At 75.4% G+C, this 1,802-nt stretch carries 2 protein-coding genes and 1 tRNA gene; all 3 read left to right on the plus strand.

The window, feature by feature from the left end; genetic code table 11:
- The first annotated feature begins 227 nt into the window (after positions 1-227).
- Positions 228-746 carry a hypothetical protein gene (locus tag ACFXA3_RS42025; protein WP_385196707.1) on the plus strand — a complete coding sequence of 173 codons (519 nt, stop codon included), beginning with the start codon at positions 228-230 and terminating at the stop codon, positions 744-746.
- Positions 747-826: 80 nt separating this feature from the next.
- A complete protein-coding gene (locus tag ACFXA3_RS42030) occupies positions 827-1,588 on the plus strand; it encodes a hypothetical protein (protein ID WP_385196710.1) in 762 nt (253 codons plus the stop codon).
- Positions 1,589-1,661: 73 nt separating this feature from the next.
- Positions 1,662-1,734: transfer RNA gene (locus ACFXA3_RS42035), tRNA-His, on the plus strand.
- The last annotated feature ends 68 nt before the right edge of the window (positions 1,735-1,802 follow it).

A 1,802-nucleotide genomic window follows, 5' to 3' on the forward strand; every position in this document is an offset into this window, starting at 1 on the left:
TCCCCCCACCCTCCCCCCGCACCGCCCCCGACCCCCCCCCCCCCCGGCCGCGGCGGGACCGGGGGTCCCGGCCCCGGCCCGGGTCCAAGCCCGGGGGGCCGGGTCCGGGTCCGGGGGGCCGGGTCCGGGTCCGGGGGGCCGGGTCCGGCGGGCGGCGGGCGTGGCTTCGGCGGGCGGCCGGGCGTGGCTTCGGCGGGGGCGGGGCCCGCGCTCCCTATCGTGGGAGGGTGAGCATCCCCAGTGGTCCGTCCGCAGCGAACGGCAGGCCGCGGCGCAGGTCCCGGACCGACTCCGCCGGGGCCGTGTACGGCTCTCTCCTCGCCACGTCCGTGGTGGCCACCGCCGGTACGGCCGGCGAGTACCCACGGCTCCAGCTCGTCGTCCTCCTGATCGTCACGGGGCTGGTGTTCTGGGCCACGCACGTGTACGCCCAGCTGGCGGGGGAGCGGCTGGTCGGGGAGCCCTGGAGCCGGCAGGAGATCCGCCGCGTCGCCCTGCACGAGTGGCCCATCGTCGAGGCCGCCGCCCTGCCCGCGGCCGCGGTCGCCCTCAGCGCCGTCCTCGGGCTGGACTACGTGGAGACGGCCTGGCTCGCCATGGGCGTGGCGGTGACGCAGCAGGTCGTCTGGGCGTGCCTCGGCGCCGCCCGCGCCGGGGCCACCCGTGGCCAGCTGGCCACCGAGGGGGTCGTCAACCTCGTCCTGGGACTGGTCCTCGTGGCCACCAAGGCCGCGTTGAAGCACTGACGCACCGATCAGCTCTGCTTATCGGGCGTACAGGAACAATCGTTGGCGCCGAACCGGGTCGGGGTCGCAGGATGATCGGCATGACCACGGCACAGACCGCACAGACCGCACAGACCGCACAGGCCGTACGGACCGCACGGATCGCCCTCGTCGGCGACCGCTCCCCGCACGTGACGTCCCACACCCGGATCCCGCTCCTCCTCGACGCCCTCGCCTCCCGCGACGGGCTCGTCCTCGACGCGTACTGGATCCCCACCGGCGACGCCGTGGCCGAGGCCGCCTCCGGGGCACTGGCCCGGTTCGACGCCGTCTGGATGCTGCCCGGCAGCCCCTACGCGAGCGAGGCCGGCGCGCTCGCCGCGATCCGCGTGGCGCGGGAGGAGGGCATCCCGTTCCTCGGGACCTGCGGCGGCTTCCAGCACGCACTGCTGGAGTACGCCCGCTCGGTCTGCGGACTGGCCCGGGTCGCGCACGCCGAGAACGATCCGGGGGCCGAGGAGCTGCTGATCTCCCCGCTCGCCTGCTCGCTCGTCGGCCACGAGGGTCTCGTACGGGCCGAGCCCGGATCGCTCGCCGAGTCCGTGCTCGGCGCGGAGCGGACCCTGGAGCGCTACCACTGCAGCTACGGTCCGGAGCCGCGGTACCTGCCGGTGCTCGCCGCGCACGGGCTGCGGCTGTCGGGCCACGACGAGGACGGGCAGGCACGGATCGCCGAGCTGCCCGGACACCCCTTCTTCCTGGCCACGCTGTTCCAGCCGGAGCTGGCCGGGGACGGGACGCGCCCCCACCCGGTCGTGAAGGCGTTCGCGGCGGCGGCCGCGGCACGCGCCGCGGCCGGATAACGCGTGGCGGGACCACCCTCCTGATCAGATATGCTGTGCGTGCACATCGACGGGCGGTCCGCCGCCCTTCGTGGTGGGTGTAGCTCAGTTGGTAGAGCACCTGGTTGTGGTCCAGGTGGCCGCGGGTTCAAGTCCCGTCACTCACCCTGATCCCCCGGGGGGAGTGGGGACCTCTGACCCCCGGGGTGTTTGGTGGGGGGGCCCCCGCCGCCCC

This window comes from Streptomyces sp. NPDC059456, from assembly GCF_042750055.1.
In the GTDB taxonomy this organism is placed as follows: Bacteria; Actinomycetota; Actinomycetes; order Streptomycetales; family Streptomycetaceae; genus Streptomyces.